We start from the raw sequence: 24001 nt of genomic DNA on the forward strand, positions 1-24001 counted from the left end.
ATTGTTCTCAAGGTATAACCCTTTAAATAGTTCCTTTTTTCCAAGAAATGCTTGCCTTAGTGTATCTAAAAATAAGCTTTTTCCAAATCTTCTTGGACGCGATAGAAAAAAATATTTCCCATCTTCTACCAGTTTTTTTATATATCCTGTTTTATCTACATATGCGTATTTTTCTTCTCTTACTACTACAAAACTTTGTATCCCTATCGGTAATCTTTTCATATCTTCCACCACCTATTTGACTATAGGGAATTAACCTTTATAAATATCTATTTGCACAATACTTTATCCTTTCATCAACAGAAGGGTGGTTATAATACCAAACTTTGTACAAAGGCCAAGGATTTAAATTTATCAAATTTTCCTTCATAAGTCTTTTTAACGCAGATGTTAAATATTTTGATGTTTTTAACTTTTCAACGGAATACTCATCTGCCTCAAATTCGAATTTTCTTTGTATTTTATTTATAAATGGCATTACAAAAAACATTAAATGAGAAACAAATATAAAAGCATAGATAAAAGCTGTATACGGTTTATCAACGTAATTTAGCACATAAGTATAAACTACATTTGTTATATAAAAAATAAAAGTGTAAAATACAGAAGAAATGACCAGAAGTTTTGGAATGTGTCTTTTTTCGTAATGTCCAAGTTCATGTGCAACTATCGCAAGAATTTCCTCTTTTGGATATTCGAGAAGTGTATCGAAAAGTACTAATCTTTTCGATTTTCCAATACCCGTTAAAAATGCATTTTGCTTTTTTGTTCTTTTTGATGCATCCATTACATATACATCTTTTATCTTAGTTGAAAGTTTTCTAATCTTATCTTTCAATTCTTTATCTTCTAAAGGAGTTAACTTGTTAAAAAGGGGAATAATTACAAGAGGGTATAAAAACAAAACAAAGGATTGAAATGCAATAAAAATCAAAGAAACTTTCCACCACCAATTGTTATCTACACTTATTACGTAAATAATTAAATATATAAGAGGAACAAAAAAGATAACAGTTATCAATGCGTTTTTTAGCACATCCAAAAAAAATGTTCTATAGGTCATGGTATTAAATCCGTATTTTTTCTCTACAACAAAATTCAAATAAAAATTAATGGGTATACCCACAATTAAGGTTATTAGCCAATATATTCCAAAAAACAACATCCCTTGTAATATAAGAAAATTAGACACACTAGAAACTAATTTTTCTAAATATGGAAAACCATATAAAATAAATACCAACAAAACAAACAAATTAACAATATCTGAAGCAATCTTCACCTTTGCCTTATCCACTAAATAACTCAAAGATTGCCTTATATGCTCCTGGGAAATTTTATCCTTTAAAACATCTGGTATATCTGTGTGTTTCTTAGAATACAAAACATTGGAAATTTCAAGTATTATCTCCCACAACACTTGTAAAATTACAACAAGCAAAATAAATTTCATTCAATCCCACCTCCGTACAAATTATATCATACAAATTATTGACAAATTTATACTAATGATATATAATCAATAATGAAAGAAGAACAACATTTGGAGGTGAAAGTATGAGAGGGTTTGGCAGAGGTTTTGGAAGAGGCTATGGTAGAGGATTTGGATATGGAAGAGGGTATGGTAGAGGTTTTGGATACGGCAGAGGGTATGGTTTTGGAAGAGGATGGGAAGATGAAGAAATGTACATACGTGATGAAAGAGAAATGCTTTTAGATTACAGAGACTATTTAAGAAGTGAATTAGAATACGTTGAAAAAAGATTGCAAGAACTAGATTCAGGGAGGTGAAAGCATGCCTGGTTTTGATGGAACGGGCCCATTTGGAACAGGACCAATTGGTTGGAGAAGGGGAAATTGCACCTTAAGAGCTACAGCGAATGGATATATGTATGGTTATGGAAGAGGTTTTGGATATGGAAGAGGATATGGCTTTGGACGTGGAAGAGGGTATGGTTTTAGCAGAAGAAGCTTTGGATGGAAAAATAATTTCGGATATAGAAGAGGTTTTAACAGAATTTGGTAAATCCCCACACTTAAGTGTGGGGATATGTTATAATAAAAATGAGAAAAAACATTAAAGGGGGAAAAGTATGCTAATTGCCATACCAGTAATTGAAAATAAAGGAGAAGACTCCATAATTTCAGAACACTTTGGGCATGCACCTTATTTTGCCTTTATCAAAGTAAATGAAAACAAGATAGAAGAAATAAAGATCGAGAAAAATCCATATGAAGAACATGGCCCAGGCATGATCCCTGAATACATTCACAAAAACGGTGCAAAAGTTTTAATAGTTCGCGGTATAGGAGCACGTGCTATTAGTTTTTTTGAGCAATACGGTATCAAGGTTATTAGAGGTGCATCTGGTAGCATCAAAGAAATTGTCACTTCATTCATATCAGGTCATATTAAAGATATGGAATATAAGGTAAAAGAAAAATTCCACGAGCACTAGTGCACCTTATTTAGGTGCACTTTTTAAAATACACTCTATTTTTTCCCAGTCTCTTTGCCATGTAAAGATTTTCATCTGCCTCTGATATTATATTCTGATACTTTGTATTTTTTGGTAATTCTGAAACCGCTCCAATACTTACTGTAATTAACAGCGTATTTTCCTCATATAATATATGCGTATTTTCTAAATCCATCCTAAATTTTTCAAGCAAACTCAAAAAGTCTGTTTTTTCTTTTGAAATGTAGTAAACTACAAATTCCTCTCCACCATATCTAAAAAGTTTATCAGACTTACGATGAAAATGTTTTCTTAATACACTTGAAAACACTCTTAAACATTCATCACCCGCCTGATGACCATATGTATCGTTTATCTTCTTAAAATCATCCAAATCCATTATGGCAAAATTTAAATACATATTTTCCCTTAGTGCAAAATTATAATCTTCTGGAAAAACTTCATTAAAAAACCTTCTATTGTACAATCCTGTAAGTTCATCTCTTATGGAGAGTTCTCTGAGTTTACTATTCTTTTTCTTTATTTCCTTTGTTTTTTCTTCTATTATCCTTTCAGTGTTTTCTACATATCTTTCCAAATCTTCTGTAATCTGGTTGTATTTTTTTATAAACACCTTTATCTCATCTTCAAAATCATCATTAATGTCTATCTTTTTAAATTCTTTTCTTCTAAAATTCTCTAGATTTTCACTCACTTTTCTAATAGAATACGTTATTTTATCTGCCAAATACCTAGAAACAAAAGAGGAAATCAAAATAAAGATAAGTAAAAATCCAAACATCAAAACTATAGTTTTCCGTAATGGTTCATACAATTTTGATTTTGGTTTTACAACGTAAAAGACAAAATCGAATACTTTTTCTTCACTGGATTTTGCAAAGTCTTTCAAATCTTTTACCTTTTTAATATTACCATTGCTATACAAATAATATGTTCCATTGTAAAAAATGGCAAAACTTTGTCCTTCATATCTTTCTTTTTTTACAAAGCTTGAAAAAATACCCGTAAAATCCAAAAGTGAATAAAGATTTACACCCACACTTGAACTTTTATAGACTAAATATAACCTTCCATCATTTATAGAAATCCTTTCGTTAATATTAAAATGCCCTTTAAAATAAACAATTTCTCCTTCTTTCTCAATAGCTAGTGCTTTTACAAAGGGAAACTTTACCAATACACTATCAATGTACTCTCCCAATTTTGCGTAAACAAAACCTTGGAGCAACCTATTTTTTACAAAAATAAGATGCACATCATTTCCATCTAAAATAGGGGAAATTACAGTTTGATAATTTTTAATTGCCCCCATAAACCCACAATTTGCAAATCTTCTTGCAAAAAGATCTAAATTTTCCTTTTCAACGGACAATCCCCTCAGAAAAAAAGTAATAAAAAAGAAAGTAAATAAAGAAAATAAAAGTAAAATGTTAAAAATTAAAAAAGTTCTAAAAAACTTTGTCTTTAACTTCAATTTAATCACCTATCATCTCTAGATAATCTTCATAGTGGATGCCAAAATACTTAAAAAACAACGCGTTAAAGTCTGTACTTTCAAGGTATTTTTTAAATTCCCTTGCTAAAAGTTTATCCTTAAAACCAAAAGCAAGAAAACCTCTAGACGCTGAAAAAAGTGGCTTTACTTCATTTCTCAGAAACTGTGCCTTAAAATACTTTTGAACAAAAGATAAAGAGTCAAAAATGGATATATCCGCGTTATTCTCTAAAAGTTGAATAATTACAAAATACGGCGAATATCTATATCCCTTTGGAACAAGCAATATTTCAACTTTATCTTTATCCACGGGATTGTGCGTAATAAATTTAAGTTTATTATTTTCATATATTACCTTATTGATAACGTAATCTATATTATTTTCTTCAAGCAAATTCAAAAGAGTCTTGTAATATGCAAAATCCTCATATGTTATTACCCTTTTTCCTTTAAAATCCTTTAAAGAAGTTGCTTTTATATCCTCTCTTGAGATAAATATTTCGTTATTTTTAACGAAAGGGATCATAATCATTAGCTTTTTTCTTTCAGGAGTCACAGTTAATATATCTGCTATCATATCCACTTTTTCAAAAAAATTTGGAGAAAAATATTCACTAAATTTTTCCACAACATAAATTTTTGGAGAAATCCCCAGATATTTTGCAAACCCACTTGCAAGTTCATAGCAAAATCCAGGATACTTTTCATTTCCCGGAAAATATATAGTTTCACTTGGAATATTCCTCGTTGCAATTAAAATTTCCCTTGAATCTAAAATTTCCATAAAAGTTCTTGAAAATAACATAACGGAGAATAACAAAAAAACAAAGATAATCCTCTTCATTTTTTCACCTCTCAATATAGCTTATTATATTTGCTATATCTGCAGGTGTAACACCGGGAATTCTCATTGCCTGACCTATTGAACGCGGCAAAACTTTTTTCAACTTTTCACGTGCCTCTGTGGAAAGATTTGGAACCTTATCAAAATTTATATTTGATATATCAAAGGATTCATATTCTTCAAAAACCTTTACCTCTTCCAACATCTTTTCTATGTATCCTTCATACTTTATATAAATTTCTATCTGCTCCAAAAGTTCTTTGTTTTCTATTTTTTCATCGTCTAATTCCTTTATATCTACGTATCTAATTTCTGGTCTTTTTAATAGATTATAAAGCTTTGTCCCCTCTTTAAGTGGTGTTGTACCCAAATTTTTCAAAAGATCGTTCACCCTATCTGATTTTGGTACTTTTACATTTCTCAACCTTTCAATTTGTGCATTTAAACTTTTTTCCAGACTCAAAACTTTTTCGTAAAACCATTTTGGTATAAGTCCCACCCTATACCCATACTTTGTAAGTCTTAAATGCGCATTATCATGTCTTAAAAGAAGCCTATACTCTGCTCGTGAAGTAAGAAGTCTATACGGTTCATCTACCCCTTTGGTAGTTAAATCATCTATTAAAATCCCTATATAACTTTCAAAGCGTTTTAAAATAAGTGGTCTTTCACCTAAAATCTTCATTGCGGCATTTATTCCTGCAATTAATCCTTGACCAGCTGCCTCTTCGTATCCACTTGTACCGTTTATCTGCCCTGCAAAGTACAATCCTTCAACCAATTTTGACTCAAGTGTTTGATACAACTGCAATGGATCAATATAGTCATATTCTATTGCATACGCAGGTCTTACTATCACCACATTTTCAAGACCAGGTATTGTCCTTAGCATTTTTATCTGTGCAGCATACGGCAAGCTTGTAGATAAACCGTTTAAATAATACTCTTGGGAATCTTTTCCCTCTGGTTCGACAAACACCTGATGTGAATCTCTGTTAAACTTTACTACTTTATCCTCGATAGAAGGACAATACCTTGGCCCCACACTTTGTATAAGTTTTACATCCCCATACAATGGAGAGTACACAAGATAATCCCTTATTATCTTATGCGTTTTCTCGTTTGTATGTGTTAACCAGCAAGGATGTGTTTTGGAAAGTATTTTGGGCTCACTAAAGTACGAAAAAGCGCGCGGCTCATCGTCTGTATCTTGTCTTACCATCTTTGAAAAATCTATACTACTTTTTAAGACTCTCGCAGGGGTACCCGTTTTAAATCTTGAAAGGTTAAACCCCAAAGATTTTAAACTTTTACTAAGACCCTTTGCGGGTAAATCTCCCATTCTACCAGCTTCCATAGTGTCTCTTCCTATAAATATCTTTCCACGGAGGAAAGTACCTGTGGTAATAATCACAGCCTTTGCATAATAATCTATTCCAAATGAATCTACAACACCTTTTACCTTCCCATTTTCCACCAATATTTCTTCTACAACTCCAAATCTTAAAACCAAATTTTCTTGAGTTTGCAACTTATTTTTCATAGTTTGAGAGTAGGAATATTTATCTATTTGGGCTCGCAATGCCCTTACCGCGGGGCCTTTTCCCGTATTTAGCATCCTTACATTTATCATGGTCTCATCTGTGGTCTTTGCCATTTCTCCACCCAAAACATCTATTTCCCTTACCACAATTCCCTTAGCAGGCCCACCAATTGCGGGATTACAAGGAGCCCATCCCACACTATCAAGATTAGTTGTTAAAATAAGCGTTCTAAGACCAAGTCTTGCAGGTGCAAGCGCTGCCTCAATACCTGCGTGTCCTGCACCAACCACTATAACCTCAAATTCCCTATCATCTTTTGGCCTTTCAAAAAACATATCAAGCCTCCTTAATTTTTAATAAATTATACCACAAAAAAATTCTGGGGATATTCCCCAGAATTATATGTGAATCGACCATTTTCCTTCAAATGCACCTAGTAGTGTTTCTGTCAACGTGGGATGGGGATGTATGGCCTCTGCCACTTGATGTGCGGTCATTTTGTATCTTACCGCTAAAACTCCTTCCATTATCATATCCGTTGCACTAGGTGAAACAATTGTTACTCCCAATACCTTTCCCGTCTTTTTATCTTCGATAACCTTTGCAAATCCCACTTTTTCTTCCATAGTTCTTGCCCTTCCATTTGCAGAAACGGGAAATTTCCAAACATTTATACTTTCCTTATTCACATCCCCTTCCTTTATACCAACTGACGCAATCTCAGGATTTGAAAAGATAATAGAGGGTACTGCAGAGTAATCCATTTCCTTTTTCTCTCCCGCAATATTGTGTGCCGCAACTATTCCTTCGTACATGGCAACGTGAGCAAGCATTATCTGCCCCCTTATATCTCCAATTGCATAAATATTTTCAATATTAGTTCTCATATGGTTATCTGTAACTATTCCTTTATCTACATTTATTCCTAAATTGATCACATCTTCTGTAATATTTGGTCTTCTACCAACTGCAAGTAATACCTTTTCCACTTCAAATTCTTTATCTTTCAACTTCACCACATAGCCCTTTTCTCCCTTTATTACCTCTTCAACTTTTTCTCCTTCTATCACCTTAACTTTTTTCTTTTTCAACTCCTTCTTTATCTCCTCTGCTACATCAATATCTTCAAATGGTAAAATATGCTCTGCAAGTTCTACAATTGTCACATCTACATCAAATGTGGAAAAAAACGTTGCAAATTCAATTCCAATAACTCCTCCACCTATTATCAATATACTCTCTGGAAGTTTATCCATTTTAAATACATCATCACTAGTCCAAATTCCAGGTACGCCATCAAATGGTGGAAAGATCACAGGAACAGAACCTTGAGCAAGGATTAAATGTCTTCCCTTAATTTCCTCCCCACTCTTTTTTAAAAGCACCGTCTCATTACCTTTTAACACACCTTCATCTTTAAATACATCTATTTTATTCTTTTTCATCAAAAACTCTATACCTTTCCTTGACATAGTTACAGACTTTTGCATATGTTTCATTATAGAAGAAAGTTCAAAACTTACACCTTCCACCTTTATACCAAACTTTTTGGCTTTTTCCCTTATGTCTCTATACAAATGCGCACTTGTAAGCATGGCCTTTGTGGGAATACATCCTTTGTTTGTACAAGTACCTCCCAATTCTTCCTTTTCTACAACCGCTACTTTCTTTCCAAGCTGTGAAAGCCTGATTGCCGCTACATATCCCCCTGGTCCCCCTCCTAAAATTACCACATCATACATACTCTCCCCTCCCTTAAAAGGTCTTCAACTAAATTATATATTTTTAAAAAAAAGAGTCAATCAAACTTTAAAGGAATTTCTTTTTTAAATATCACCCATCCATCCTTAAAGGAAAACAATAACGGAACTATTTCAACACCTGCTCTATGAGCCTCTTTTAACCTCTTTGAAAATACAGGATCAACTTTGTAGTTTGGTGAAAAATATTTTGCATCTGAAAAAACTAAAAAGTATATTTCCGCACAATATCCCATTTTCTTTAACATAATTAATTCTTCTATATGACGAATACCCCTTTTAGTAGGGGCATCTGGAAACATTGCCACGCCATCTTTTGACAGCGTACAACCTTTTACCTCTATAAATTTATTACCATCAACAAAAAAATCTATTCTGCTATTACCCACTTTTACCTCTGGCTTTACTATTTTATACTTTTTTCTTAAAATCTTCTCTGCTATATATCGATGATACTTGGAGTTTAAAAGTACAAATTCCTTCCCGCTCCACGCAGCAATTAAATCGTACTTTGTTTTCCTCCCCTTTTTATCTTCCATCTTAATTAACACTTTATTTTTTTCGTATAATAATTCTTTCAATCTACCTGGATCATGGATATGTACATATTCTTCTTTCTGTAAGTGCACCACACCTACAAATTTATTTACCCTTTTCAAAAAAACCGCAGGTTCTGTTCCATCAATTTTATAAATTCTCACCTAATCCCCCTTTAAAAATTCCCTTACTTCATCCACTGTGGGAACTTTTCCAGAAATAACAATCTTTCCATCTATTGCAACAGCAGGCGTTGCAAAGATTCCTCTTGATACAATTTCGTTTATATCTTGCACCTTTTCAACAACTGCGTCAAGTCCCTTTTCATTAACAACCATTTTTACAACCTTCTCCGTTTGTTTACACTTTGGACATCCACTTCCAAAAATTTCTATTTTCATATTATCCCTCCTTTAAATATGTCCGTAAATCATCCCAAACATAGTTGAAAAAACAATAACAAGCATAAAATACGTAAATGCCTTTTTCCTTCCAAATAGCTTTGTAATAACTATCATACTGGGTAAACTCAAGGAATTACCCGCCATTAGCAATGCAAGTGTTGGACCTTTTGCCATACCTAGTTTTAATAAAGCCTGCACAATAGGTACTTCGGTAAGTGTTGCAAAGTACATAAACATACCTATAACCGATGCCAAAAGGTTTGAAAAAATGCCGTTACTTCCAAGAAGTTTTGTAACTACCTCTTGTGGAAGAAGTTTTGTCAATATCCCCGCAAGAAAGACACCAAAAAATAAATAAGGTAAAATTTTCTTTGTAAAATCCCATGTTTCCAGTAACCAAGCTTTTATTTCTTCTCTCTCAAACAAAAAGAGTACCATAAAAGTTATGGAAAGGAAAATTCCAAATAATACATAATACTTAAATCTTATCTTCAAACCACTAACAATTAGAAAAGAAAGCAAAAGTAGAAAAAAAACTAGTTGCTTTCTACCAAAATTTTTCCCATCATCAACTACCAAACCTCCTTCTCCCTTTTCTTGATAAATAAATTCCATAATAAGTCCTATGAAAATTGCCGCGGTGATAGTAGAAACAAGCCTTGCAAATCCCAAATCCCAACCTAAAACCTTTGCAGTTAAAAATATAGCCGCAATATTTATCGCAGGTCCGCTAAATAAAAACGTTGTAGCAGGACCTATTCCCGCTCCTTTCTTGTAAATACCACCAAAAAGTGGAAGTATGGTACAAGAGCACACGGCTAAAATACCTCCAGATATAGCCGCAACAGGATATGAAACTATCTTTTTTGCCTTTGGTCCTAAAAGTTTTAATATTGCACCTTTGTTAAGCATAACAGAAATTGCACCTGCAATAAAAAACGCAGGAACAAGACATAAAAGTACATGCTCCCTTGCATATTCATGGAGCATAAAAAAACCATTCAACAAACTATCTTTCACTACATCCAAATTAAAAGGTACAAAATAGAAAATTAAAAATATTCCCAATATCACCAAAAATTCTTTCACAAAACCCACCTCCTTTGATGATAATTTCACAAATTAGTATATAAGAAAATTCTAATATAGTCAACAAAAAAATTAATCTACAAGCTGTATAACTTTTTTTACAAACTCATCTTTAAGGGAATAATAAACTGTATTTCCTTTTCTTTCGTCCTTTACAATCCCTAAATTTCTAAGGAGTGCTAAGTGTTGTGAAAGGTTTGGCTGATTAACACCTAGTTTTGGAAGCAGCTCACATACACACATTTCTTTTTTGCTGAGTAAATATAATATTTTCAACCTTGTGGGATGTCCCATTGCCTTTAGGATATTTGCCTTTTTAACCAACTCTTCCATTTTTTCACCTCTTGTCTATTATAACCAACTCTTATTATTTTTGTCAATTTAATGTTAAAATTTTCTGCTAAAATGTTAGTAATCCTAACAAACAAAAGGAGGGAATATATGCACATATACAGAAAGCTCTTCAAAATTGCTATCCCCATTGCACTACAACAATTTTTATTCAGTAGTGTGAACTTTTTAGACACGTTGATGATAGGAAAACTTGGCGAAAACTCCATCGCTGCTGTTGGACTTGCAAATCAATTTTTCTTCTTTTACAATTTAGTGATTTTTGGACTTGTATCAGGTGGTGCCATATTTTTTGCGCAGTTCTGGGGAAAAGGGGATCTAGAAGGGCTATCTAAATCAACGGCACTTACCACCATATCTTCTCTTTTTATTTCCATTCCATTCTTTCTACTTACACTATTTTCCCCAAAATTTGTTATGACATTTTTTTCACCTGATCCACTGGTAATCGATTTAGGGATAAAATACTTAAAAATATTATCCATTTCATTTCCAATATTTGCCGTTTCAATGGTATTTTCTTTTATGCTTCGCAGCATACACAAAGCACATATTCCTATGTATACAACAATTGTAGAATTATCTACAAACGTACTTTTTAATTACATACTTATATTCGGTAATTTTGGTTTTCCAAGGCTTGGTGTAATAGGTGCATCTATCGCAACTGTTATATCAAGATTAGTAGGTTTGATAGTTCTAATTGCAATAATAAAAATAAAGAATCTTCCAGGTATGTTTTCTATAACTCACATAAAACTCTTGAACAAAGGCTTTATAAAAAAATTTTTTCACTACACACTCCCCACAGTTGCAAACGAATTTGCGTGGTCCTTGGGATTTACCATGTATTCTGTTATATACGCACATATGAGCACTAAAGTAATTGCCGCACGAAATATAGTAGGTACAATTGAAGGATTTGCCTGGGCTTTTTCATTTTCCCTTGCAAATGCCGCTTCCGTTATTGTTGGAAATTACCTAGGTGCGAAAAAATACAATGACGCATACAAAATATCAAAAAAAATAATAACGCTCACGGAAATAGTAGCTATTATTTCGGCACTTGTCACATACATATTAACCATATACGCGGTAAACTTATTTAACGTCTCTCAAGAAGTTAAAAGATTGGTAATAATAGCCATGGCTATATCCATGGGATTTGTCCCTGTGAAAATTTTCAATGGATTAAACGTCGTAGGATTCTTACGCGCAGGTGGAGATACCAGGTTTTCCTTTGCAGTAGAGGCCTCCACTCTTTGGTTTTTAGGTGTTCCTCTTGCCGCATTTGGAGGACTTGTATTAAAACTAAGTTTTCCAATTGTATTACTCCTTACAATGACAGATGAACTTGCAAAATTTCTAATACTTTTATTACGATACAAAAGTAAAAGGTGGATTAGAAATGTTGTTGAAAATATTTAATTTCTTCCTCGAGTGTTTCTATTTTTTCCAAAATTTCCATTATTTCATTTTCTAAACTCTCCTTCTTCTCCGTTAATTCCATAGCTTTTACATAGTCTGCACCTACCCCAAAAAGCTCTATTTCCACAAGTTCAAGCTTTTTTAAAAGCTTTTCCTCCATGCCCCTTAGTTTTTTTATTTCTTCTTTTGCCTTTTTTAATTGATTTTTTATCTTTTTCTTCTGTTCATATTCAAAGTTGGGTGATTTTTTCTCCACTTTTTTTTCTACACTAATTTCAAAATCAGATGAAACCTCAACAAGTCTTCTATTTTTTATCATATAATATCTACTACAAACATTTTTAATCAATTCCTCATCGTGAGACACAAGAATAAGACTTCCTTTATACTCCTTCAACGCCTTTTCAAGTGCCTCAACTGTTTCTAAATCCATATGATTTGTAGGTTCATCTAACACTAAAAGATTTGGTCTTTTTAATAGTACTTTTGCAAGTGCAAGAATTTGTCTTTCTCCTCCACTTAATTCAAATACATTCTTAAACACATCTTCACCTTTAAAACCAAATTTTCCCGCATAAGCCCTGATTATATAATCAGGTTGAAATGACATTTCATCGGAAAGCTCTTCAAAAACTGTGTTTTCCTCATCCAAGTTTTCCACAAACTGGTCTAAAAACTCCACCTTTACGTTATGACCAAATTCCACCACTCCTTCACCTTTTAACCTTCCAGCCAACAATTTTAAAATGGTGCTCTTTCCCGAGCCATTTGGCCCAAGAATTGCCACCTTTTCCCCCGTATATACTTTAAATGACACATCTTCTAAAATATCCAAAAATTTTAAATTATCTACACTTAAAACAACATATCCAGATGGTTCGGGGATTGGTATGGAAACTTCTTTTTCCACATCTTCTTCAAATGTTACCTCAGATTGTAATTCCCCTAACATCCTTTGAAGCATTTTTTCTTTACTTTTTGCCTGCTTTATAAACTTTTCCCTTCCCCATTTCCTGTACCTTTCAATTATCTTTTTTAACCTTTCTATTTCACGTTGTTTGTTTTTCATTGAGCGTTTTTGATTTAAAATTAAAGTTTCCCTTTCTCTCAAATAGTTGTCAAAATTCATCCTAAAGTCCCAAATTTTTGAATTGTTTATCTCCAAAAATCTTTCACAGGTATCTCTCAAAAAACTTCTATCGTGGGATATAATTATGTATCCTCCACGAAAATTCTTTAAAAGATTTTTTAAAAAGTGTATACCTGGTATATCCAAAAAATTCGTAGGTTCATCCAAGAGGATAAAATCTGCATCTTCTAGAAAAATTCTTCCAATGTGAAGACGTGTTTTTTCCCCTCCACTAAATGTGTTAATATCCCTGTGCCAATCTTCTTCTGCAAACCCCAAACCTTTTAGAATACTCCTAACAAGTCGTTGCTTTTCGGGGGTATCTGCAACCTCCAGATAATACTCATATGGTGTCCTACTGTTAAATGTTCGGTATTGATCAAGGTATACCGCTTTACCTGTGGTATTTATCTGTCCTGCATAGTCTTTAAATTCACCAATTATTGCTTTTAAAAGGGTTGTTTTTCCACTTCCGTTTTTCCCAATTAACGCAACCCTTTCACCATCTGCAATATTTAACGTTACATTGTTTAAAAGCTCTTTTCCAGGAAAGTGTATTGAGACGTTATTTAACGCTATCAACCTTTTTACCTCCCATAACTACTTTAAAAGACTCAATTGAAACAAGTATGGAGAATATGTGCCACAATACAATACAAATCGATATTACAAATACATGAACACCTGTAAAACTTGTACTCCCTTGTGAAAGACCCGTGAACTTTGAATAAAGTTGTGCAAAAAGTATAGTTAGAAGTTCTATGCCTATAAATATTATTATCATCTTTCTTTGATGATTAAAGGCAAAAAACATAGTACCAATCCCACCAATCAAAGTAAATATCACTAATTCAACGGGCATTAAATAATCGTAAAGAAAATGTCCTACACTAAAAAACGCTACAAATGAAAATATTATAGGCGCAACAAAGGGGATTAGGGTGAGAAAAGAAAAAAAATACAAAAAAAATTTTTTCATATAAATCACCTCCCAAGTATCATTATACCATCAAACTCAACGATAAATTCAAGAATTATTCACATTTGAATAGTTCTACTGTGATATAATTAAAGTGGATAAATTTTGGAGGTGATATAATGCCAAATCCACAGTTTAATCTAAACAATGGCGATACAAAGATAAAAGAAAAAATGTCAAAAGTAAAACACAAAATAGCGGTCTTAAGTGGTAAGGGTGGAGTTGGAAAGACAACCGTTGCAGTGAATATTTCCACTGCACTAGCGGAAAGTGGATACAAAGTAGGGCTTTTAGACCTTGACATGCACGGTCCAAATATTGTAAGGATGCTTGGTGAAAAAAATCCATCTGTAGATGGAGAAGAAATTGTTCCCGCAGAGATTTTACCAAATTTAAAGGCACTTTCAATAGGAATGCTTGTTGAGAGTGGCAAAGCAGTTATTTGGAGAGGTCCACTTAAACATTCTGCAATTAAGCAATTTTTGGGTGACACAAAATGGGGAGAGTTGGACTTTTTAATCTTTGACCTTCCACCTGGTACTGGGGACGAAGCATTAAGTTTGTTCCAAACACTCCCAGATTTAGATGGTGTAGTAATGGTAACTACCCCACAAAAAGTGGCGTTAGACGATGTACGTCGTGCAATTGATTTCGTACATTCTATGAACAAAAAACTCATAGGTATAGTTGAAAATATGTCTTATGTAAAATGTCCAAAATGCGGCGAAAAAATAGAAATATTTGGTAGTGGCGGCGGGAACATAATTGCAAAAGAATACAACGTTGAACTCTTGGGACAAATACCACTTGATCCAAAAGCCGCTCAACTTGCAGACGAAGGAAAACCTATAACCCTGTATATGAGGGAAACAGAAGTCGAAGAAGCATTTAGAAAAATAGTGGAAAAAATTGCACAGATAGTAGAATAACCCCCAAATCTGGGGGTTTTTCTTTCCATAATTCAATGTTTTATGATATAATCATACGAAGAACCTTTTTCTTAACTGGAAAGTCGAAAATTAGAGGTGAGTAATTTTGAGGATAGAACCTACAGGCGACCCGAAAATAAAAAATGAAAAAATAAAAAAGAAAAAAGGTTCAAAAGGTAAAAAAGTGAATTTCACAAACGAAACTCCCGGCTTTTTCGATGTATTAATGGATGTAGAAGAAGAAAAGATAAACGTAGAACTTGAAAAGATTGTAAATGAAATATTGGATGCGGGAAATGATTTTATTAGATCCCCTACACCTGATACTTTGAAAAAGTACAAGGAAAAAATTAAAAAATTTCTAAAACTCATTGAAAAGAAAATGTACAAATTATCCGGTAAGATGGATTATTCAACTAATTCACCGAGATTACACGTAATTGTAGAGGATATAGATGAAAAACTAAAAAACCTTGCTGAAAAGCTTATAACTTCAGAAGGTGGAACCATCAACTTTGCCGCCAAAGTTGATGAAATAAACGGTTTAATATTAGACTTGTATAAATGAGGAGGAAAAACATGAACATCTTGGTAACAAATGACGATGGGGTAACGGCAAACGGCATATTGTGTCTTGCAAGACATTTAAGCAAAAAACACAAAGTAACCGTAGTTGCGCCTGAAACGGAACAAAGCGCTGTAGGACATGCAATAACGTTGAGGCTTCCTTTGTGGCTTAGAAAAATAGATATAAACGAAGATTTTGAAATTTACGCAGTTTCTGGTACTCCAGCAGATTGTGTAAAGATAGGTATAGATGTCGTATTAAAGGAAAAACCAGATTTACTAATCAGTGGAATAAACAGGGGAAACAACTTGGGAACGGATGTGGTGTATTCTGGAACGGTAAGTGGCGCGCTAGAAGGTGCTATAGCGGGAATTCCAGCCATAGCCGTATCAAGTTTTAGTTTTGAAAATCCCATATATGAAACAGCGGCAAAGTTTATACTAGATTTTCTAGAAGAATTTGATATTAATTCCATACCGCAATTTACCGCATTAAACATAAACGTACCTTCCATCCCTTACGAAAAACTTAAAGGTTGGAAACTAACAAAACAAAGCAAGAGAATGTATGAAGACTACTTTGAAGAACGAAAAGACCCATCCGGTGGAAATTATTACTGGATGATGGGAAACATAATAGAAAATGACCCAGATCCAAAAGCAGATTACAAAGTACTAACCCAAAATTTCGTATCGGTAACTCCAATTAGTGTATTTTTGACAAACGAAGAATATCTAAAGCGATTGGAGGAAAGGTATGAAGATAAGGCTATACGGTGATCCAATTCTTAGGAAAAAGGCAAAAAAAGTTGAAGATTTTGAATACTTACAAAGTATAAAAGATGATATGTTAAAAACTATGTACATAGAAGATGGTGTGGGACTTGCCGCGCCGCAAGTGGGTATTTCTTTAAGATTTTTTGTTATGGATGATGGAAATGGACCACTTTTTGTTGTAAACCCCGAAATACTGGAACATTCAACTGAAAAAGAAATTGGAGAAGAAGGATGTCTAAGTCTTCCGGGCATTTTTGCCGATGTTGAAAGGTATAAATGGGTTAAATTGAAATTTCAAGACGAATATGGAAAAGTTCAGACAAAGTTGTTTGAAGGATACAGTGCAAGAATAGTACAACACGAAAGAGATCACCTTGATGGTATATTATTTATCGATCACCTTCCAACCACTGTAAAAAGACGACTTTCTCCTGAGCTTTCCAAAATAATGAGGATGAGATTGGAGGAAACAAAGTGAACTTTGAAGATTTTAACTTAAGTGAAAAGACGCTTCGCGCAATTTACGAGAAAGGATTTGAAACACCAACACCTGTGCAAGAAAAGGTAATACCTATACTGCTAAAAAAGGAAAAGAATTTAATTGTACAGGCAAAGACAGGCACGGGAAAGACTGCGGCATTTGGAATACCACTCATAGAACTTTTGGAAAACAAGGGGTATGTCCAAGCGATTATACTCACCCCTACACGTGAACTGGCACTGCAAGTTTCAGAGGAGATAAACTCTTTAAAAAGGAAGAGGCTGAAGATACTTCCCATATACGGAGGACAGTCTATAAAGAGGCAAATAGACCATCTAAAAAGAGGTGTTGATATAGTAGTTGGTACACCGGGAAGGATCCTTGACCATCTAGAAAGAAAGACGATAGACCTTTCAAAAGTAGAGTACTTTATCTTAGATGAAGCAGATGAAATGCTTGATATGGGCTTTATAGACGACGTGGAAAAAATACTGAAAAATACAAATGGTGAAAAATTCTTTTTGATGTTTTCTGCAACGATCCCAAAGAGAATCATAGACCTTGCAAAAAAATACATCAAAAACTATGAAGTTATAAAGATACTTGATAAACAACTCACCACAAACCTTACAGAACAAATATACATAGAATTAAACGAAAGCGATAAATTTGAAGCACTTTGCAGAATAATAGACGTGGAAGATGATTTCTACGGTATGGTATTCTGTAGAACAAAAGTAGAAGTAGATACTGTATCTTCAAAACTCATTGAAAGGGGATACGACGCAGAAGCACTACATGGAGATTTTTCACAATACCAACGTGAGAGGGTATTGAAAAAATTTAAAGAAAAGAAGATAAATATACTTGTCGCAACTGATGTTGCAGCACGTGGAATAGATATTACCGGTTTATCTCACGTAATAAATTACTCCATTCCACTTAACCCTGAACACTACGTGCATAGAATAGGTAGAACGGGAAGGGCTGGAAAAGAAGGTATCGCCATAACGTTTGTTACCCCAAAAGAATACAGACAACTCTTTAGAATAAAGAAATTTTCAAAGGCAAAGATCAAAGAAGGTAAAATCCCTTCAGTGGAACAAATAATAAAGGCAAGATCGGAAAAAATAAAAAAAGATATTTTAAATCATAATAAAAATATACAGAAAGTATACTACAACCTTGCTGATGAACTCCTTGAAAAAGCAGAACCAAGAGAAGTTGTAGCAAAGCTTTTAAGTACTGCTTTTAAATCTTTAAATCCGGAAAATTACAAAAAAGTATCACCTACTTCAAAAGCAAAAGAAGTTGTAAGGTTGTTTATAGCGAAAGGAAAACAAGCTGGTCTTACCAAAAAAGATCTAGTTAAATTTATCGTTGAAAAAACCAACATAAATCCAAAAGTAATAAGTGATGTACTTGTTTTGGACAAATTTTCATTTATAACCGTTCCATACAAAGAAGCGGAAATAATACTATCAATCTTTAAAAAACGTGGGAGAAGATCCTTAATATCCAAAGCAAAAGAAAGAAACTAGGAGGGAAAAGTATGAAAAAAGTGGGTTTTCTAGTCGTATCTATAGCTATTTTACTCTCATTTGTACTGCTCTTTGCAGGGGGAGACACAAACCAAAGTCCAAAAATTGCATACATTGATTCAAACAAAGTACTACAATCGTACGATAAATTTATAACACTCCAATCCAAGTATCAAGAAGATGCACAATTTTATCAGAAAAAACTCAACGAACTTGCAGCAGAAATAAATCAAATGAAAAAAGATGGTGCAAGCGAACAAGAGTTAAATAAAAAGTTAGCAGAATACACACAAAAACAACAACAATATTCACAACTTTTAAATAACGAATATCAACCAAAATTTTCACAGCTTGAACAGGAGATACTCCAAAAAATAGCAGAATACGCAGAAATTATGGGATACGACTTTGTGTTTAACAGCAAATCAATGGCGTATGGCTCTCCAAAATACGATATAACGGATAAATTTATTGAATACTTGAAATCCGCACAATGAAAATAGTATGTAAAAATATAAAAAAAAGATTTGGAAAAAAACAAGTTTTAAACGGTGTAGATTTAATCGTAAACACAAATGAAATAGTGGGCTTGCTGGGACCAAACGGTTCCGGCAAGACTACTTTATTTAATATTATACTAGGTGTAGTAATTCCAAGCAGCGGTAAAGTTTTTTTAAATGAAAAAGATATTACAAAGGTACCAATACACAAAAGGGCAAGGTTGGGAATAACGTACCTTCAACAGGAAACATCTGTCTTTAGACAACTTACTGTGGAAAAAAATTTAAAACTCGTTATAGAACATTACGACAAAGATTTTGGTAAGATAGACACGCTTCTCAAAAATTTTGGATTACTTGATTTGAAAAACCAAATGGCATTTAGTCTATCTGGTGGGGAGAAAAGAAGGCTTGAACTGGCACGTATGATGACACTCTCTCCAAAATTCTTACTCCTTGATGAACCATTTGTGGGTATAGATCCAAAGACGGTAAAGGAAATTCAAAAGATGGTACTAGAATTGAAAAAAATGGGATTGGGGATAATTATAACAGACCACAGTGTAGATGCACTAAAAGATATTGTGGATAGGTTATACGTAATACACAAAGGTGGTATAATTGCAAGTGGGGAACCAAGCGTTGTCTTAAACGATGAAATTGTCAAAAAAGTGTATTTGGGGGGATAGCATGAAGGTTATCTTAACTTTTTTATTTTCAATTTGGGGGCTTTTCGCTCCAGAAAGTATTGTTGTAAAAAACGGTGATTACTTTATTTCTCAAATGGGAAAGCTATACGTTGAAGATGGTAGTGTACTTTATATGTCAAAGGAAAAAAACGAAATGCTTTTAAAAATGGTAGATCCACGGGGAATGTTCAAAGAAGGTAAATACCTCTGGATTGTAGATTTTGATAGGCTGGTAAGGCTTGATCTTTCAACGGGAAAGTACAAAAACTTTTTTGCATCTTCTCCTAAGTATTTAAACGATATAGTAAAATACAAAGAAAAATATTACGTTACAGATACATATGGAAATACAGTATACAAATTAAACGATGAAAAATTAGAAGTTACATACAATTTAAAAAGACCAAATGGTATTACAACAGATGGAGAATATTTATACATTATATCCTTTACTTCTCCAGCTGTCGTCTACAAATGTGACGAAAACAAAGTCATTGAAACATATACCTTAAACGAGGTAAAAGGTGGAGATGGTATAGTGTATGCAGATAATATGTTTTTCATATCGGGTTATACTTCAAAAAACGTGGTAATTTACAATTCTTCTTGGAAAAAGATTGGTGAAAAGAATGGATTTTCATCTCCCGCTGATATATACTACTCAAATGGAAATCTTTACGTACCAGATATGAAAGAGGGAAAAATTTACGTATTTAAGGTGGAAAATGAATAAATATCTGATTAAATTTAAAAAACTTGGAATGTACAGATTCATTTCGGGGCTTGATACCATATCCATGATAGAGAGAACATTTAGAAGAACAAATCTTAAAATGCAATTTACAGAAGGGTTTCATCCAAAGCCCAAGTTTACTTATGTTGATCCAGTTGCAACTGGGGTAATAGATTGGGCTTTTTATCTTACAATTGAACTTTTGGAAGATTATAACACATCCTTTGTAAAAGAGGAAATAAAAAGGGTACAACCTCCGCATTTTGTAGTAGATAAAGTTTTAAAAAAAGATGTCAACCTTTCAAAAATACATTCATATGAATTTCAAATTATAGCAAGAAAAAACTTTAATCTTCCGGAAAAAATAGTAAAAAAGACAAAAAGGGGTTTTAGAGAAATCCCCATATCTTCTTTGGAAAATCTCAAAATTATTGAAAAAAAGGACTATATTGTGATAAACTATATAATTGAAAAGGAAAATACATTTAATCCGTATATCATTTCAGATGCCGTGTTCTTAGCTATAAGAAAGGAATGTTATCCTTCTTTTCTTTTTGAAGGGAGTGTATTAGATGAAAAAAATCCTCGTAGTGGATGATTCTGAAGTTTTGCGAAAAATCACGTCTTTTAACTTAAAAAAAGCGGGATACGAAGTGTACGAGGCCTTTGATGGGGTAGATGGCCTCGAAAAGATGAAAGACATAAAACCTGATCTCATAATATTAGATATAATGATGCCAAGACTCGACGGGTTTGGTGTTTTAAAAGAAAAGAAAAACATAGAGGAAATAAAAAACATCCCCGTAATTATACTCACCGCAAAAGGTGGAGCAGAAGACGAAAAAGTAGCCAAAAGCTTAGGAGCACAAATAGTCATGACCAAACCATTTAGCCCATCAAAATTAATCGAAGAGGTAAAGAGGCTGATTTCCGATGATTGAAAAATTGGAAAAACTATACCTAAAATTACTTGAAATTTCAAAAAACCCACAGAAATCATACTCATCTGAAGAGGAACTTTGGGCATTGGTAGAAGAAGAAATTAATATAATTACAAGTGAATTTCTATCTTACAAGCAGGAATTGGAATCATCTACAATACTTATTGAAAGTCAACTTGAAGAAATTTCAAGACTGTATGAAGAAATTTCAACACTTTTTGAAATAAGTAAAATTGTAGCATCCAACATAGAAACAAAGCAGATTCTAATGCCCGTGTTAATTACTTTGAAAAAGGCAATTAATTTTTCATGTGGAATAATTAGTATAAACTTTGATGGGAAATTTTCCGAAACTATTGGAGAATGTCCCAATAACATTGAAGAGGTATTAAAAGATAATTTAGACGAAAATGCAGACATTGTATTCAAAGAAACCTGTAAGAAATTAAATAATAGAAGTATAATATACAAATCTATATCCACCGCGTCAAATAAAAGAATGGGGTATATCCTTGTTGTTGGAAAGGAATCCGGCACTATATTTACAGCAGGTGATAAAAAGATTATAGAATCTGCAGCACAGCAGATTGCAAGTAGTATAGAACGCGAAATAGCTTTAAGAGAAGAAATAGAAAGGGAAAAGTTAAACCAACAAATTGAAATTGCAAGAAGTATTCAATTTAACTTTTTCCCGAAGGCATTCCCTCAAGATGAAAATTTTGATTCATTTGGCGAAAGCATCCCCGCTATACACGTTGGTGGAGATTACTTTGATGTGTTCTTGAAAAATAATAGTCTCTACGGTATAGTAGCCGATGTATCTGGAAAGGGGCTTCCCGCATCTTTGATTATGTCTTCTCTTAGAAGTGCTTTTAAATCGCTAATAGAAAGTACAAATGGCGATCTATTAAAAACAGTGACAAGTTTAAACAACATGCTCTCATACGACGTTGGAGATGACAAATTCGTAACCGCTGTATTTGTGAAATTAAATAGGGATGGAGCACTGGAAGTGATAAACGCGGGACATGATCCACTCTATATAGTAAAAGATAAAATTACAAAGATAAACTCCACAAGCATTCCTATAGGTATGTTTGAATTCATGGAATTTGAAATGCAACGTACACAACTTTCCGAAAATACACTTATTTTTGCATACACAGATGGTATCCCAGAGGCAAGAAATATAAACAACGAAGAATATGATTTTGAAAGATTGGAAAGATTACTAAGTAAGATTCACATTTTACCTGCAAAAGATATAGTCGATAGTGTTGAAAAAGATGTCTTTAGATTTTCACAAGGTGCACTACAGCACGATGATATGACAATTTTGGCGATAAAATACTTAGGATAGGAGGTAGTTAAATGATAGATGTAGGTGCATTAAGTAAAGGTATGTACATAAAGTACGACGGAGATATTTACAGAGTGGTAGACGTTAACAAGCACTTTAGAGCAAGGGGTTCTGGGTTAATTAGAACAAAACTAAAAAATCTTTCCACGGGATTAATGAGAGACGTTAATTTTAACAGTGGTGAAAAGGTGGAAGAAGCAGAGGTTAATTTTAGAAAGGCATCTTACATATACAACGACGGTGAAATGTATTACTTCATGGACAATGAAACATTTGAACAATACGGTATTCCAGAATCCGATATTGAAGATGAAAAAAATTACTTAGTGGAAAACACCGAAGTGGATTTAATAATGCATGATGGAAAACCACTAGGTATACAACTTCCAACAAGTGTTGTACTTGAAGTAGTGGAAACTGAACCAGGTTTTAAAGGCGATACGGTTTCAGGGGGAGGTAAACCAGCAATTCTGGAAACTGGTTTAAAAATTACAGTTCCTTTCTTTGTGGAGAAAGGTCAGAAAGTTAAAGTAGACACAAGGACAGGCGAATACATAGAAAGAGCCTAAAGGAGGGATAAATATGGATTTTGAGCAAGGAAGTATAAACATAAGCGATGATGTTTTAAAAGAAATAGCCTTTAGAAGTTTTATCGAAGTACTTGCACCAGATGAAAAAGATGTAAAAAAACTAAAGAAAAGTATCGAAATCGAAAGAACACCGGACGACAACGTAATAGTATATGTAAGGACTGTTGCACCATATGGACAAAGCCTTGTAGAATTCGGTAAAAAAATTATGAAAAACATATCGGAAAATATACAAAGAATGACAGAACTTCAAGTTTCCGCTGTTAATGTTACAATAACTGATGTTGTTGAAAAGATTGAAACAACGGAGGAGGAAGAGTAATTGATAAAGAGTCGGCACAAAATGAGAGAAGCTATTTTTAAAGCTCTCTTCCAGTGGGATTTCAACAAAGATGAAAATCTAGAAGACATATCCAAAGAACACATTAGCGTATTAGATGATTCTTTGCAAGAACTTGCGAAAAAATACGTGAGGGGGATAAGGGAAAATATATTAAAGATAGACGAAATTATATCCAAGTATCTAAAAAACTGGACGCTAGATAGGCTATCTGTTACCGATAGAAATATACTTAGGCTTGGAACTTTTGAGTTATTATACATAGATGATATACCCATAGAAGTTACACTAGATGAAATGATAGAACTGGGAAAAGCCTACGGTACGGAAAACAGTGGAAAGTTTGTAAATGGTGTATTGGATAAAATAGCAAAAGAGGAGGCACCAAAAGAAAAGTTTGAAATCTAAGGTGGGGGGAAAATTTCTTTTTCCGAGGTCATCATTTCTCTGCTTATTTCAATATACGTAATCTACGCGTGTTATCTTATTCTTGATTCAACCATTGAATGGTAT

General features: G+C 33.4%; 30 protein-coding genes. 18 read left to right on the forward strand and 12 right to left on the reverse strand.

Going from position 1 to position 24001, the window contains the following annotated elements; genetic code table 11:
• Both XO08_RS04180 and XO08_RS04185 read right to left on the reverse strand, forming a co-directional pair.
• On the reverse strand, nucleotides 1-222 hold a 222-nt coding region (locus XO08_RS04180), incomplete at its 3' end, for an AAA family ATPase (protein ID WP_158074252.1).
• Between the two features lie 37 nt (nucleotides 223-259).
• A complete protein-coding gene (locus tag XO08_RS04185) occupies nucleotides 260-1453 on the reverse strand; it encodes a M48 family metallopeptidase (RefSeq protein WP_075665783.1) in 1194 nt (397 codons plus the stop codon).
• Nucleotides 1454-1557: 104 nt separating this feature from the next.
• Here XO08_RS04185 and XO08_RS04190 point away from each other — a divergent pair, with 104 nt between their 5' ends.
• The 3 genes from XO08_RS04190 to XO08_RS04200 all read left to right on the forward strand — a co-directional run bounded on the left by XO08_RS04190 (nucleotide 1558) and on the right by XO08_RS04200 (nucleotide 2459).
• Nucleotides 1558-1791, forward strand: coding sequence for a DUF5320 domain-containing protein (locus XO08_RS04190; RefSeq protein ID WP_075665784.1), 234 nt, complete (start codon nucleotides 1558-1560; stop codon nucleotides 1789-1791).
• Nucleotides 1792-1795: 4 nt separating this feature from the next.
• Nucleotides 1796-2026, forward strand: a complete 231-nt coding sequence (locus XO08_RS04195; protein ID WP_075665785.1) for a DUF5320 family protein — start codon at nucleotides 1796-1798, stop codon at nucleotides 2024-2026.
• 67 nt (nucleotides 2027-2093) lie between these two features.
• Nucleotides 2094-2459 carry a NifB/NifX family molybdenum-iron cluster-binding protein gene (locus XO08_RS04200; protein WP_075665786.1) on the forward strand — a complete coding sequence of 122 codons (366 nt, stop codon included), beginning with the start codon at nucleotides 2094-2096 and terminating at the stop codon, nucleotides 2457-2459.
• Nucleotides 2460-2469: 10 nt separating this feature from the next.
• On the opposite strand, the gene XO08_RS09270 is transcribed toward XO08_RS04200, so the two are convergent.
• From XO08_RS09270 to XO08_RS04240, 8 genes are all read right to left on the reverse strand, one after another.
• On the reverse strand, nucleotides 2470-3852 hold the full coding sequence (locus XO08_RS09270) for a GGDEF domain-containing protein (RefSeq protein ID WP_143608992.1): 1383 nt from the start codon (nucleotides 3850-3852) through the stop codon (nucleotides 2470-2472).
• 103 nt (nucleotides 3853-3955) lie between these two features.
• Nucleotides 3956-4819 carry a transporter substrate-binding domain-containing protein gene (locus XO08_RS04210; RefSeq protein ID WP_075665788.1) on the reverse strand — a complete coding sequence of 288 codons (864 nt, stop codon included), beginning with the start codon at nucleotides 4817-4819 and terminating at the stop codon, nucleotides 3956-3958.
• 4 nt (nucleotides 4820-4823) lie between these two features.
• Nucleotides 4824-6698, reverse strand: a complete 1875-nt coding sequence (mnmG, locus tag XO08_RS04215; protein WP_077287368.1) for a tRNA uridine-5-carboxymethylaminomethyl(34) synthesis enzyme MnmG — start codon at nucleotides 6696-6698, stop codon at nucleotides 4824-4826.
• Nucleotides 6699-6761: 63 nt separating this feature from the next.
• The gene (gene lpdA, locus XO08_RS04220) at nucleotides 6762-8105 is read right to left on the reverse strand and encodes a dihydrolipoyl dehydrogenase (RefSeq protein ID WP_077287370.1); all 1344 of its coding nucleotides are present in this window, start codon (nucleotides 8103-8105) and stop codon (nucleotides 6762-6764) included.
• A gap of 56 nt (nucleotides 8106-8161) precedes the next feature.
• Nucleotides 8162-8824 (reverse strand): DNA/RNA nuclease SfsA, encoded by a 663-nt coding sequence (gene sfsA / locus XO08_RS04225; protein ID WP_077287372.1) that lies wholly within the window; start codon nucleotides 8822-8824, stop codon nucleotides 8162-8164.
• A complete protein-coding gene (locus tag XO08_RS04230; protein WP_075665792.1) occupies nucleotides 8825-9061 on the reverse strand; it encodes a thioredoxin family protein in 237 nt (78 codons plus the stop codon).
• A gap of 12 nt (nucleotides 9062-9073) precedes the next feature.
• Nucleotides 9074-10153 carry a permease gene (locus XO08_RS04235; protein ID WP_077287374.1) on the reverse strand — a complete coding sequence of 360 codons (1080 nt, stop codon included), beginning with the start codon at nucleotides 10151-10153 and terminating at the stop codon, nucleotides 9074-9076.
• Nucleotides 10154-10225: 72 nt separating this feature from the next.
• Nucleotides 10226-10486 carry a metalloregulator ArsR/SmtB family transcription factor gene (locus XO08_RS04240; protein ID WP_075665794.1) on the reverse strand — a complete coding sequence of 87 codons (261 nt, stop codon included), beginning with the start codon at nucleotides 10484-10486 and terminating at the stop codon, nucleotides 10226-10228.
• A gap of 108 nt (nucleotides 10487-10594) precedes the next feature.
• Between XO08_RS04240 and XO08_RS04245 the strand changes: the two genes are divergently transcribed.
• Nucleotides 10595-11932, forward strand: a complete 1338-nt coding sequence (locus XO08_RS04245; protein ID WP_075665795.1) for an MATE family efflux transporter — start codon at nucleotides 10595-10597, stop codon at nucleotides 11930-11932.
• On the opposite strand, the gene XO08_RS04250 is transcribed toward XO08_RS04245, so the two are convergent.
• Nucleotides 11907-13643, reverse strand: a complete 1737-nt coding sequence (locus tag XO08_RS04250; RefSeq protein ID WP_075665796.1) for an ABC-F family ATP-binding cassette domain-containing protein — start codon at nucleotides 13641-13643, stop codon at nucleotides 11907-11909. The genes XO08_RS04245 and XO08_RS04250 overlap by 26 nt on opposite strands.
• Nucleotides 13627-14040 carry a hypothetical protein gene (locus XO08_RS04255; protein ID WP_075665797.1) on the reverse strand — a complete coding sequence of 138 codons (414 nt, stop codon included), beginning with the start codon at nucleotides 14038-14040 and terminating at the stop codon, nucleotides 13627-13629. The genes XO08_RS04250 and XO08_RS04255 overlap by 17 nt, the downstream gene beginning before the upstream one ends.
• A gap of 119 nt (nucleotides 14041-14159) precedes the next feature.
• On the opposite strand from XO08_RS04255, the gene XO08_RS04260 reads away from it, so the two are divergent.
• The 14 genes from XO08_RS04260 (at nucleotide 14160) to nusB (ending at nucleotide 23896) form a co-directional block, all read left to right on the forward strand.
• Nucleotides 14160-14969, forward strand: a complete 810-nt coding sequence (locus XO08_RS04260) for an Mrp/NBP35 family ATP-binding protein (RefSeq protein WP_077287376.1) — start codon at nucleotides 14160-14162, stop codon at nucleotides 14967-14969.
• Between the two features lie 106 nt (nucleotides 14970-15075).
• Nucleotides 15076-15537 carry a YaaR family protein gene (locus XO08_RS04265; protein WP_075665798.1) on the forward strand — a complete coding sequence of 154 codons (462 nt, stop codon included), beginning with the start codon at nucleotides 15076-15078 and terminating at the stop codon, nucleotides 15535-15537.
• An 11-nt stretch (nucleotides 15538-15548) separates the two neighbouring features.
• A complete protein-coding gene (gene surE, locus XO08_RS04270) occupies nucleotides 15549-16316 on the forward strand; it encodes a 5'/3'-nucleotidase SurE (protein WP_075665799.1) in 768 nt (255 codons plus the stop codon).
• Nucleotides 16294-16791, forward strand: coding sequence for a peptide deformylase (def, locus tag XO08_RS04275; RefSeq protein ID WP_075665800.1), 498 nt, complete (start codon nucleotides 16294-16296; stop codon nucleotides 16789-16791). The genes surE and def overlap by 23 nt, the downstream gene beginning before the upstream one ends.
• Nucleotides 16788-18335, forward strand: coding sequence for a DEAD/DEAH box helicase (locus XO08_RS04280; RefSeq protein ID WP_075665801.1), 1548 nt, complete (start codon nucleotides 16788-16790; stop codon nucleotides 18333-18335). Before def ends, XO08_RS04280 begins: the two co-directional genes overlap by 4 nt.
• An 11-nt stretch (nucleotides 18336-18346) precedes the next feature.
• Nucleotides 18347-18832 carry an OmpH family outer membrane protein gene (locus tag XO08_RS04285; protein ID WP_075665802.1) on the forward strand — a complete coding sequence of 162 codons (486 nt, stop codon included), beginning with the start codon at nucleotides 18347-18349 and terminating at the stop codon, nucleotides 18830-18832.
• Nucleotides 18829-19524: an LPS export ABC transporter ATP-binding protein gene (gene lptB / locus XO08_RS04290; RefSeq protein WP_075665803.1), complete on the forward strand. Its 696-nt coding sequence runs from the start codon at nucleotides 18829-18831 to the stop codon at nucleotides 19522-19524. The genes XO08_RS04285 and lptB overlap by 4 nt, the downstream gene beginning before the upstream one ends.
• A 1-nt stretch (nucleotide 19525) precedes the next feature.
• Nucleotides 19526-20257 (forward strand): hypothetical protein, encoded by a 732-nt coding sequence (locus XO08_RS04295; RefSeq protein ID WP_075665804.1) that lies wholly within the window; start codon nucleotides 19526-19528, stop codon nucleotides 20255-20257.
• The gene (locus XO08_RS04300) at nucleotides 20250-20855 is read left to right on the forward strand and encodes a TIGR03936 family radical SAM-associated protein (RefSeq protein ID WP_075665805.1); all 606 of its coding nucleotides are present in this window, start codon (nucleotides 20250-20252) and stop codon (nucleotides 20853-20855) included. The genes XO08_RS04295 and XO08_RS04300 overlap by 8 nt, the downstream gene beginning before the upstream one ends.
• Nucleotides 20830-21198 carry a response regulator gene (locus tag XO08_RS04305; protein WP_075665806.1) on the forward strand — a complete coding sequence of 123 codons (369 nt, stop codon included), beginning with the start codon at nucleotides 20830-20832 and terminating at the stop codon, nucleotides 21196-21198. The genes XO08_RS04300 and XO08_RS04305 overlap by 26 nt, the downstream gene beginning before the upstream one ends.
• Nucleotides 21191-22558 (forward strand): PP2C family protein-serine/threonine phosphatase, encoded by a 1368-nt coding sequence (locus XO08_RS04310; RefSeq protein ID WP_075665807.1) that lies wholly within the window; start codon nucleotides 21191-21193, stop codon nucleotides 22556-22558. The genes XO08_RS04305 and XO08_RS04310 overlap by 8 nt, the downstream gene beginning before the upstream one ends.
• Before the next feature lie 11 nt (nucleotides 22559-22569).
• Entirely contained in the window at nucleotides 22570-23127 is a 558-nt protein-coding gene (gene efp, locus XO08_RS04315) for an elongation factor P (protein ID WP_075665808.1), read from the forward strand.
• A 13-nt stretch (nucleotides 23128-23140) separates the two neighbouring features.
• A complete protein-coding gene (locus XO08_RS04320; protein WP_075665809.1) occupies nucleotides 23141-23470 on the forward strand; it encodes an Asp23/Gls24 family envelope stress response protein in 330 nt (109 codons plus the stop codon).
• Entirely contained in the window at nucleotides 23471-23896 is a 426-nt protein-coding gene (gene nusB / locus XO08_RS04325; protein ID WP_075665810.1) for a transcription antitermination factor NusB, read from the forward strand.
• Nucleotides 23897-24001 lie beyond the last annotated feature (105 nt).

Origin of the sequence: Thermosipho sp. 1074, assembly GCF_001999655.1 — a bacterium.
GTDB classification, from domain to species: Bacteria; Thermotogota; Thermotogae; order Thermotogales; family Fervidobacteriaceae; genus Thermosipho; species Thermosipho affectus.

Excerpts from the sequence above, each read along its gene's own strand:
- XO08_RS04285 (WP_075665802.1), top strand. The coding sequence starts at position 18,347 with ATGAAAAAAGTGGGTTTTCTAGTCGTATCTATAGCTATTTTACTCTCA.
- XO08_RS04295 (WP_075665804.1), top strand. The coding sequence starts at position 19,526 with ATGAAGGTTATCTTAACTTTTTTATTTTCAATTTGGGGGCTTTTCGCT.
- XO08_RS04190 (WP_075665784.1), top strand. The coding sequence starts at position 1,558 with ATGAGAGGGTTTGGCAGAGGTTTTGGAAGAGGCTATGGTAGAGGATTT.
- XO08_RS04310 (WP_075665807.1), top strand. The coding sequence starts at position 21,191 with ATGATTGAAAAATTGGAAAAACTATACCTAAAATTACTTGAAATTTCA.
- lptB (WP_075665803.1), top strand. The coding sequence starts at position 18,829 with ATGAAAATAGTATGTAAAAATATAAAAAAAAGATTTGGAAAAAAACAA.
- XO08_RS04300 (WP_075665805.1), top strand. The coding sequence starts at position 20,250 with ATGAATAAATATCTGATTAAATTTAAAAAACTTGGAATGTACAGATTC.
- XO08_RS04320 (WP_075665809.1), top strand. The coding sequence starts at position 23,141 with ATGGATTTTGAGCAAGGAAGTATAAACATAAGCGATGATGTTTTAAAA.
- surE (WP_075665799.1), top strand. The coding sequence starts at position 15,549 with ATGAACATCTTGGTAACAAATGACGATGGGGTAACGGCAAACGGCATA.
- XO08_RS04255 (WP_075665797.1), bottom strand. The coding sequence starts at position 14,040 with ATGAAAAAATTTTTTTTGTATTTTTTTTCTTTTCTCACCCTAATCCCC.
- XO08_RS04195 (WP_075665785.1), top strand. The coding sequence starts at position 1,796 with ATGCCTGGTTTTGATGGAACGGGCCCATTTGGAACAGGACCAATTGGT.
- XO08_RS04230 (WP_075665792.1), bottom strand. The coding sequence starts at position 9,061 with ATGAAAATAGAAATTTTTGGAAGTGGATGTCCAAAGTGTAAACAAACG.
- XO08_RS04185 (WP_075665783.1), bottom strand. The coding sequence starts at position 1,453 with ATGAAATTTATTTTGCTTGTTGTAATTTTACAAGTGTTGTGGGAGATA.
- XO08_RS04305 (WP_075665806.1), top strand. The coding sequence starts at position 20,830 with ATGAAAAAAATCCTCGTAGTGGATGATTCTGAAGTTTTGCGAAAAATC.
- lpdA (WP_077287370.1), bottom strand. The coding sequence starts at position 8,105 with ATGTATGATGTGGTAATTTTAGGAGGGGGACCAGGGGGATATGTAGCG.
- XO08_RS04245 (WP_075665795.1), top strand. The coding sequence starts at position 10,595 with ATGCACATATACAGAAAGCTCTTCAAAATTGCTATCCCCATTGCACTA.
- XO08_RS04260 (WP_077287376.1), top strand. The coding sequence starts at position 14,160 with ATGCCAAATCCACAGTTTAATCTAAACAATGGCGATACAAAGATAAAA.
- XO08_RS04210 (WP_075665788.1), bottom strand. The coding sequence starts at position 4,819 with ATGAAGAGGATTATCTTTGTTTTTTTGTTATTCTCCGTTATGTTATTT.
- XO08_RS04240 (WP_075665794.1), bottom strand. The coding sequence starts at position 10,486 with ATGGAAGAGTTGGTTAAAAAGGCAAATATCCTAAAGGCAATGGGACAT.
- mnmG (WP_077287368.1), bottom strand. The coding sequence starts at position 6,698 with ATGTTTTTTGAAAGGCCAAAAGATGATAGGGAATTTGAGGTTATAGTG.
- efp (WP_075665808.1), top strand. The coding sequence starts at position 22,570 with ATGATAGATGTAGGTGCATTAAGTAAAGGTATGTACATAAAGTACGAC.
- def (WP_075665800.1), top strand. The coding sequence starts at position 16,294 with ATGAAGATAAGGCTATACGGTGATCCAATTCTTAGGAAAAAGGCAAAA.
- XO08_RS04200 (WP_075665786.1), top strand. The coding sequence starts at position 2,094 with ATGCTAATTGCCATACCAGTAATTGAAAATAAAGGAGAAGACTCCATA.